The sequence below is a fragment of the Streptomyces sp. NPDC058701 genome (assembly GCF_042715295.1).
Classification (GTDB): domain Bacteria; phylum Actinomycetota; class Actinomycetes; order Streptomycetales; family Streptomycetaceae; genus Streptomyces.
Genome location: NZ_JBHXSY010000050.1, coordinates 34,084 through 41,419 on the forward strand (window position 1 = coordinate 34,084; position 7,336 = coordinate 41,419).

Annotated in this window: 6 protein-coding genes; 1 reads left to right on the top strand and 5 read right to left on the bottom strand. The window is 71.5% G+C overall.

Annotated elements, in window-relative coordinates:
• Nucleotides 1-5: 5 nt before the first annotated feature.
• The 3 genes from ACFWW8_RS33075 to ACFWW8_RS33085 all read right to left on the bottom strand — a co-directional run bounded on the left by ACFWW8_RS33075 (nt 6) and on the right by ACFWW8_RS33085 (nt 2,713).
• On the bottom strand, nt 6-563 hold the full coding sequence (locus ACFWW8_RS33075; protein WP_386535090.1) for a GtrA family protein: 558 nt from the start codon (nt 561-563) through the stop codon (nt 6-8).
• A gap of 116 nt (nt 564-679) precedes the next feature.
• On the bottom strand, nt 680-1,945 hold the full coding sequence (locus ACFWW8_RS33080; protein ID WP_386535064.1) for an ATP-binding protein: 1,266 nt from the start codon (nt 1,943-1,945) through the stop codon (nt 680-682).
• A 90-nt stretch (nt 1,946-2,035) separates the two neighbouring features.
• Nucleotides 2,036-2,713: a response regulator transcription factor gene (locus tag ACFWW8_RS33085; RefSeq protein WP_386535067.1), complete on the bottom strand. Its 678-nt coding sequence runs from the start codon at nt 2,711-2,713 to the stop codon at nt 2,036-2,038.
• A 498-nt stretch (nt 2,714-3,211) separates the two neighbouring features.
• Between ACFWW8_RS33085 and ACFWW8_RS33090 the strand changes: the two genes are divergently transcribed.
• Complete coding sequence (locus ACFWW8_RS33090) at nt 3,212-4,732, top strand: peptide MFS transporter (protein WP_386535070.1); 1,521 nt, start codon at nt 3,212-3,214, stop codon at nt 4,730-4,732.
• 76 nt (nt 4,733-4,808) lie between these two features.
• On the opposite strand, the gene ACFWW8_RS33095 is transcribed toward ACFWW8_RS33090, so the two are convergent.
• Both ACFWW8_RS33095 and ACFWW8_RS33100 read right to left on the bottom strand, forming a co-directional pair.
• A complete protein-coding gene (locus ACFWW8_RS33095; RefSeq protein ID WP_386535073.1) occupies nt 4,809-6,083 on the bottom strand; it encodes a hypothetical protein in 1,275 nt (424 codons plus the stop codon).
• A complete protein-coding gene (locus tag ACFWW8_RS33100) occupies nt 6,080-7,204 on the bottom strand; it encodes a hypothetical protein (RefSeq protein ID WP_386535093.1) in 1,125 nt (374 codons plus the stop codon). Before ACFWW8_RS33100 ends, ACFWW8_RS33095 begins: the two co-directional genes overlap by 4 nt.
• Nucleotides 7,205-7,336 lie beyond the last annotated feature (132 nt).

Below are 7,336 nucleotides of genomic sequence, written 5' to 3' on the forward strand. Positions count from 1 at the left end.
GCGCCCTAGTTGTTCGCGGGCTCCGGCACCGGTCCGGTGACCGGGTGGGCGGGGCCGGCGGGGGCCGGCGGCGCGGCCGGAGCCGGTACGGAGGCCGCGGGCTGCGCGGCCTCCGGCTCGGGCTCGGGCAGGGCCTTGAAGACCCAGGACCGGTACGACCAGAAGCGGAAGACGGTGGCGGTGCCGATGCCGACGAACTTGAACACGTTGGAGGCGACCGGGCCGTCCCAGCCGAACCCGTACGTGGCGGTGTACAGCACGCCGTTCTCGATCACCAGGCCGATCCCGCTGAAGGCGGCGAACAGGGCCAGCTCGCGCGTGCGGCCGCTCTGCGCCCGGTCCCGGTAGGCGAAGTACCGGAAACCGAGGTAGTTCGTGGCGATGGCCACGACGGTGGCTATGACGCTCGCGCGCACCACCTGGAGGTCGGTCGTGTGCCGGATCAGGTTGAAGACACCCAGGTTGACCAGCACCCCCAGACCGCCAACCGCCCCGAACTTGGCGACCTCGCGTGCGAGTCCGCGTACCCGTTCGAGGGCGGATCCGTGCCTCGGTGTGCTCATGTGGTGGTCCAGCCCCTTCTTCGTCAACCCGTTCATGGTAGACGTCACTCCGGCGGGCCGTCGGTCCCCCGGCCGCAGTGCGATGTACGGCACACGCCTGCCCCGTACCGGGCCCGCTAGCGGACCGTGGCCCCCGGATCGGACCGCTCCGGGGCCGTGCGGCTGAGGAACAGCGCGAACACCGGCGGCTGCGCCTGGAGCAGCTCCAGGCGGCCGCCGTCCGCCTCCGCGAGGTCCCGGGCGACGGCGAGGCCGATCCCGGTGGAGTTGCGGCCGCTGATGGCCCGCTCGAAGATCCGGTTGCCGAGGTCGGGGGGCACGCCCGGGCCCTCGTCGGTGACCTCCAACACCGCCTGGTTGCCGATCACCCGGGTCCGCAGGGCGACGGTGCCGCCGCCGTGCATCAGTGCGTTCTCCACCAGGGTGGCCAGGACCTGCGAGACGGCGCCGGGGGTGCCCACGGCCCGTACGCCCGGCTTTCCGGACCGGACGATGGCCCGGCCGGCGCTGCGGTAGGCGGGGCGCCACTCCTCCTCCTGCTGCTTGACGACCTCGTCGAGGTCGAAGGGGACCGCCGAGCCGGTCCGCGGGTCCCGCGAGTTCGTGAGCAGCCGCTGCACCACGTCCGTGAGCCGCTCGACCTGGGTCAGGGCGATCGTCGCCTCCTCCCGCACGGTCTCCAGGTCCTCGGTGACCGTGATCTCCTCCAGCCGCATGGACAGGGCGGTGAGCGGGGTGCGCAGCTGGTGGGAGGCGTCAGCGGCCAGGCGCCGCTCGGCGGTCAGCATGCGGCCGATCCGCTCGGCGCTGGAGTCCAGCACGTCGGCGACGCGGTCCAGCTCGGGCACCCCGTACCGCTTGTGCCGGGGGCGCGGGTCACCCGATCCGAGGCGTTCCGCCGTCTCGGCGAGGTCGGTGAGCGGAGAGGCCAGCCGGTTGGCCTGGCGTACGGCGAGGAGTACGGCGGCCACGACGGCCAGCAGGGCGACGGCGCCGACGACGGCCAGGGTCCGCACGACCTCCCGGGTGACCGTGGAGCGGGCCTCCTCGACGACCACCACCTCGCCCTGTTCTCCGCGCGCGGTGCCGCGGATCACGCCCTCGTCGATGCGGTCGCCCACCTCGACGGCGGGCTGTCCGGGGATGGTGATGCGCGCGTACTTGCCGCTTTCGAGCAGTTCGGCGAGCGCGGCGGTGTCCACCGGCTTCTTCTCCAGGACGTCGGACTCGACGACGCCCACCAGCCGGAGCGCTTCGGACTCGATCCGGTCCTGGGCGCTGCTGCTGATGGTGCGGGTCTCCACGATGACCAGGGAGACCCCGAAGACGGCGATGACGACGAGCACCACGGCGAGCGTGGAGTTGATCAGGCGGCGGCGCATGACCTAGAGCATGCCCCAGGTGCGGGGGTCAGCTCTTCAGGTACGGGGTCAGCCCTTCCGGTGCGGGGCGAGAGCCCATCCGATGGGGGCTCAGCTCTTCTCGAAGCGGAAGCCGACGCCGCGGACGGTGGCGATGTAGCGCGGGTTGGCGGCGTCGTCGCCGAGCTTCTTGCGCAGCCAGGAGATGTGCATGTCGAGGGTCTTGGTGGAGGACCACCAGGTGGTGTCCCACACCTCGCGCATCAGCTGGTCGCGGGTGACGACCCGGCCCGCGTCCCGGACCAGGACGCGCAGCAGGTCGAACTCCTTGGCCGTGAGCTGGAGCTCCTCCTCCCCCATCCAGGCGCGGTGCGACTCGACGTCGATGCGGACGCCGTGGGTGGCGGCCGGCTGGGCCGCCTCGGTGGCCCCGCGCCGGAGCAGGGCCCGGACCCGGGCGAGCAGCTCCGCGAGGCGGAAGGGCTTGGTCACGTAGTCGTCGGCGCCCGCGTCCAGACCGACGACGGTGTCGACCTCGTCCGCGCGGGCGGTGAGCACGAGGATCGGGAACCCGTGGCCCTCGGCGCGCAGCCGGCGGGCGACTTCGAGGCCGTCCATGCCCGGCAGGCCGAGGTCGAGGACGACGAGGTCGACGCCGCCCTGCAGTCCCGCGTCCAGGGCGCCGGGGCCGTCCTCCCGGACCTCGACCTCGTACCCCTCCCGGCGCAGGGCGCGGGCCAGGGGCTCCGAGATGGATGCGTCGTCCTCGGCGAGCAGTACACGCGTCATGTGGGTGATGGTAGTCCGCAGGGAGTCCCCCCTGGGGCCTGCTCGCATAGCCCTCTGGAACTGGGCATACGAGGGACTAATGACCTTCGAATAGAGCCGAACGGTTCCCTCAAATCCTGTGATTCATGTCTCAAGTCCTTCCATATGCCGCAGTGTCGTGTCGTATGGTGGCGAGACGCCTGATGCACTACTCAGGGGACCTTTGTGCCGAAAAGCGCGCCGGAGGTCTTCGATTCTGCACGGGCCGGATTGGCTGTCCCCACGCACCGACGTGACGGACCGCCCTGTCCGGTGCGATGGCAGTGAATGACCTGTGGGCCGGGCCCTGCGCGCGATGGTGCGCGACGGGCGTGGATCCCTGCGACGGACGTTCCACCGCTCCCCCTCGGGTGCGGACCCCGAGGCGTGGGGCGGAACGCCGGTCGCCGGTGCCGGCCACCCCCACCGGGCGCTACCAGGCTCACGAAGCCCAGCGTCCCGAGCAAGCAAGGATCGACCATGGCTTCCAGCCTGACGACGGCCTCACCGAGCCCCGCTCACGAGAAGACCGTCCTCGGCCACCCGATCGGCCTGGCCACGCTGTTCATGACCGAGATGTGGGAGCGGTTCTCCTACTACGGCATGCGTGCACTTCTCGTCCTGTACCTGGTCTCCGGCGGTGTGGACGCCGCGACGGGAAGCCAGGGCGGCGGGCTCGGCTTCACGGCGGCTACGGCCACGGCGATCTACTCCGTGTACGTGGCCATGGTCTACCTCATGGCCATGCCCGGCGGCTGGTTCGGTGACCGCGTCTGGGGCGCCCGCAAGACGGTCGCCATCGCCAGCTTCGTGATCATGGCGGGCCACGTGGCGCTCGCCGTGCCCGGCCAGCTGGCGTTCTTCGTCGGCCTGCTGCTGGTCGCGATCGGCTCCGGCCTGCTGAAAGCCAACATCTCCACGATGGTCGGCCACCTGTACAAGGACGCGGACGACTCGCGCCGTGACAGTGGCTTCACGATCTTCTACATCGGCATCAACGTGGGTGCCTTCGCGGCGCCGCTCGCCATCGGCACCATCGGCGAGACCGTCAACTGGCACCTCGGCTTCTTCCTCGCCGCCATCGGCATGGGCGTGGGCCTGGTCATCTTCCTGCTGGCCGGCAAGACCCTGAGCCCGAAGAGCAGCATCGTCCCGAACCCGCTGTCTCCCGCCGAGCGCAAGACCGTGATCGTCAAGGCCCTCGCCGTCCTGGCCGCCGTCGCCGTCTTCTACGGCGCCGTGGTCGCGGCGGACATGTTCACCATCAAGTGGGCGCTGTACCCGATCACGATCGCAGGTCTGATCATTCCGGTCACGGTGCTCGTGCGCATCAAGCGGGACAAGGAGCTCTCCGTCGGTGAGCAGACCCGGATGAGCGCCTACATCTGGTTCTTCGTGGCCGCCGCCGTGTTCTGGATGATCTACGACCAGGGCGGTTCGACCCTCTCTCTGTTCGGTGACAAGAGCTCCGAGCGGAACCTGCTCGGCTGGGAGGTTCCGACCGTCGTCTTCCAGTCGCTGAACCCGCTCTTCGTCGTGGCCCTGGCCCCGATCTTCGCCGCCGTGTGGGTGGCCCTGGCCCGCCGCAACCGCGAGCCCAGCACCATCGTGAAGTTCTCGATCGCCTTGGTCATCGTCGGCGCCTCGTTCTTCGTCTTCGCCGTGCCGCTGAGCCAGGTCGCGGGCAACGACACCAAGGTCACCATGTGGTGGCTGGTGCTGATCTTCCTGATGCACACGATCGCCGAGCTGTTCCTTTCGCCGGTCGGCCTGTCGGTCACGACGAAGATGGCACCGCAGAAGTACGCCTCCCAGATGATGGGCGTCTGGTTCCTGGCCGTCACCGCCGGTGACTGCATCACTGGTCTGCTCAGCCTGGCCGACGTGAAGCTGAACGGCGTAGGGGTGATCCTCTTCCAGGCGGCCGCCGCCGTGCTCGCCGGTGTCGCGATCTACATGTACCGCAAGAAGGTCAACGCGCTGATGGGCGACGTGAACTGACGCGTCCCGCCCCGCACGCGCGACGGCCCGGCACACCACGAGGTGTGCCGGGCCGTCGCGTTGTCCGGACCCGCTCCTACCGGGTGCCGCGCAGGCGGCGCCAGGGGGTGAAGGTGAAGACCGCCGCGCCGAGCAGGACCACCGTGCCGGCGACCAGGGCCAGGGCCTTGATGCCGCCCTCGTCCTCCGCGCCGGTCTCGGCGAGACCGCCCGAGGCGGCGCTGCCGGAGCCACCGGAAGACGATGGGCCGCCGGAGCCGCCCTGCTGGGCGGTGGTGTCCAGCTCCAGCGAGACGGCGCTGGTGGCCGCCTTGCAGGGGACGCTGAGCGGGCTGGACCCCGCGACCATCGTGACCTCGATCGTCATGTCGGACGGGCTGAGGGTGACCTTGCCCGTCTTGCCGGGCTTGTAGGTGCCCGTCATGTCGCTGAGGCTGACGCCCGCGCCCTGGCCGATCGGCTCGGCGTTGGCCGGGCCGGTGACCGTGACCGCGCCGCTGTCGGCGCCGCCGAGCTTGATCTGCATCGAGGGCTTGAGCGCGCCCTTGGGCAGGGGCACCGGCGCCTTCATGGCGTCCTTGGCGGTCTTGACCGTCAGGTCGTAGCTGCCGCCGTTCTTCTTGGCGCTGACGGTGACCGGGGTGGTGATGCCGCCGGGGACCGTCTCGCCGCAGTCGAACTTCACGTCGACGGCCTTGCCGGGGAAGTCGGTCTGGCCGCCGCCCCCGGCGGTGGTACCGCCGTTGGTGGCGCCGCCGTTCGTCGCGCCTCCGTTGGTGGCGCCTCCGTTCGTCGCGCCGCCCGTGGATCCGGCCGACACGTCGATGGTCGCGCCGGCGCCGACCTCGCCCGTCGGCGCGCACTTGGTGGTGAACGTGCCGATGGAGAAGGTGACGGCGACGTCGTACTTGCCGGGGCTCAGGGTGATCTTTCCGGCCTTGGTGAGCTTCAGCTTGCCCTTCATGGCGGACATCACCATGGGGGCCTTCTTGGCGATCTCCGGGTTCTTCTTCTCCCCGACGACCTTGAGCTCGCCCATCCCGCCGCCGAGCGCGATCCACCCGGTGGGCAGGACGGAGTCCTTGGGGATCACCATCAGGTCGGTGTTGTTCGAGGCGGGCTTGACCGTCTCCCAGACCACGTCGACCTCGTCACCGACCTTGGCGGTGGCCGGAGCCGTGATCTTGGCCGTGGTGTCGCCCTCCACCGGGCTGCCACCGCCGGCCGGCGGGATGCACTTGACCTTGTACGTGGTCTCGGCCGCCAGGGCGGGAGAAGCCGCCAGGGCGATGCCCGCGCCGCCGAGCAGCAGCGCGACCGCGGCCGCGCTTACCCTCCGTTGGGTCTTCACGAATGTCCCTTCGTCGTCGAACGGTTCTCAGACGGTGCGGACGTCTGTGGTGCTGTCTCCGGCGCGCTGTCCGGGGTGAACCACGGCAGGACCGCCGTGGTGGTCTGTGGGGGCGGGGCCGACGGCGGCTGCGGGCCGGTGCGGTCCGCTCGCGCGGGACGGCGTACGGCCGGGATCCGGGGCAGCCGGGCCGTGACGGCCGCGGCCGTGTCGGCGCCGCGGTGGCGCCCGCCGGCGGGGGCGGCGCGCGGCCGGACCCGGTCGACCACGGCCATGCCCAGGCGGAAGACCGCGGCCGGGACCACCACCAGGAGCAGACCCCAGAAGAGCAGGACCCCGTACGGGCGGTCCACGCCCCAGGGCTGGGCGGCGACGACCGTGTCCCCGTACTTGAGGGAGATCGTGTAGTCGCCGTACGCACCCGCGGTGAGGGCGACGTCCAGGGCGATCTCCGCCTTCCCGCCCGGCGGGATGGTGCCCTTCCAGCGGGCTTCCTCCCACAGGGGCGCGAACACCCCGTGGGCGATCCCGAGCTGGAAGACGGGGTCTTTGACCGGGGCGGAGCCGAGGTTGCCGACGGTGACCTTGAACTTCCGTGAGGGCGGGGAGCCGAACCACGTCAGGACCCCGTCCCCGCCCTCCAGTTCCACCCCGGTGAGCATCGCGAGGCGGGCCGTGCCGGAGGCGGCGGGCAACTCGGCCACCGGGTGGTCGGTGATCTTCAGCGGGGCGGCGACGGTGGACTGGTCGCCGTTGACGGAGGTGACGTTCACGACGCACGGGCAGGGCTTGGGCGGGGCCACGACCGGCAGCCGGGCGGTGAAGCGGCCGTCGTCGGCGACCGCGACGGCGACCCCGTCGGCGTTGGCGCAGCTGTTGGTGCCGCCGATCATGTTCTCGCCGCAGACCAGCAGCATCACGAGCGTCTTGGGCCGCCAGCCGGTCCCGGTGACGGTGATCTCGGTGCCCTTCGCGGCCTCCTGGAGCGAGAGCGCCACGGCGGGCTCGCCCTCGTCGGCGGCGGCCGGGGGCGCGGGCAGCAGCGCGAGGGCGCAGGCCGCCAGCCCGGCGGCGAGGAGGGCCGCGAGCCGGGCCGCGGCGCCGGGCGTGCGGGCGGCCATGGCGCTCACGTGGAGGCTCCCGTCAGTTCGTGTTCCGGTGCGCGGGCCGGACCGGGCCCGCCGGGCGTCCCGCCGTCGGCCGTCCCGGCGCCGTCGGTCCCGGCGCCGTCGGTCCCGGCGCCGTCGGTCCCG

What these genes read in the sequence shown, in the direction of transcription:
- ACFWW8_RS33075 (WP_386535090.1), bottom strand. Translation starts at nt 563, where the DNA reads ATGAGCACACCGAGGCACGGATCCGCCCTCGAACGGGTACGCGGACTC.
- ACFWW8_RS33080 (WP_386535064.1), bottom strand. Translation starts at nt 1,945, where the DNA reads ATGCGCCGCCGCCTGATCAACTCCACGCTCGCCGTGGTGCTCGTCGTC.
- ACFWW8_RS33085 (WP_386535067.1), bottom strand. Translation starts at nt 2,713, where the DNA reads ATGACGCGTGTACTGCTCGCCGAGGACGACGCATCCATCTCGGAGCCC.
- ACFWW8_RS33090 (WP_386535070.1), top strand. Translation starts at nt 3,212, where the DNA reads ATGGCTTCCAGCCTGACGACGGCCTCACCGAGCCCCGCTCACGAGAAG.
- ACFWW8_RS33100 (WP_386535093.1), bottom strand. Translation starts at nt 7,204, where the DNA reads ATGGCCGCCCGCACGCCCGGCGCCGCGGCCCGGCTCGCGGCCCTCCTC.